This window comes from Algivirga pacifica, from assembly GCF_039543525.1.
GTDB lineage: Bacteria > Bacteroidota > Bacteroidia > Cytophagales > Flammeovirgaceae > Algivirga > Algivirga pacifica.
Genome location: NZ_BAABJX010000080.1, coordinates 1 through 862, shown reverse-complemented (window position 1 = coordinate 862; position 862 = coordinate 1). Strand labels below are relative to the sequence as shown.

The 862-nt window shown below is 34.7% G+C and carries 1 protein-coding gene; it reads left to right on the top strand.

What is annotated here, in order from left to right; all coding sequences use genetic code 11:
- Nucleotides 1–151: 151 nt before the first annotated feature.
- A partial coding sequence (locus ABD985_RS21230) for a transposase (protein ID WP_345375347.1) occupies nt 152–862 on the top strand: 711 nt, incomplete at its 3' end.

Genomic DNA, 862 nt, shown 5'->3' with positions numbered 1-862 from the left:
TTTTTGGGGTGTGAAACTCAAAATAATCCACCTTTATAGCTTTCTGGATGACTGCTATAATAACATATTGCGTCATCATTGTCAAAGATTCAGTAACAATACCTCAATAAAGTTTACTGACGTTGAATTACTGACGTGTTACTTCTTTGCCATGCTAGAAGAAGAGAAAACTCAGGTTTCCAAGATTTATAAATACATCGTTAAGTATTGGAAAAGCTGGTTTCCTGATCTTCCGAGCTACCAAGCATTCAATAACCGTTTGAATCGATTGTCAGATGTATTACCATTACTAGTAGAGGTGTTGTTGTGTTATAATGCTGATTTACATAATAATAGTGGAAGTGATTATTCAATCGATTCATTTCCTATTATTCTTTGTAAAGGAAATCGGTATGGGAAAGTGGCTAGAAATATTTCTACAAAAGCTTACTCTAAAACGAAAGGAATTTACTATTACGGCGTAAAAATGCATTGCTTGGTTCAAAATAAGCCTAATACCTTACCAATACCAAAATGGGTAGGTATTACTATGGCTACAACACATGATGTTACTGTCTTTAAGGAGCTAATTCCATCGATGAAGGAAGTAAATATTTTTGGAGACAAGGCATATCTTAGCAAAGAAGCGCTAGAGCTATGTGAAAAAAGGCAAATTGACCTTTTATGTCCTCCAAAGAGAAAAAAGGGGGAAACTGAATGGGAAAGACAATATAATGAGGCTTTTAGAACATTCTGGGGTAAGGCAGTGTCTAGAACCAGACAAACTATTGAAATCTTCTTTAGTTGGTTGATTGAAAAAGTCAATATTCAAAATGCATCAAAAGTAAGATCAGAAAAAGGGCTGATGATTCACGCTTTTGGA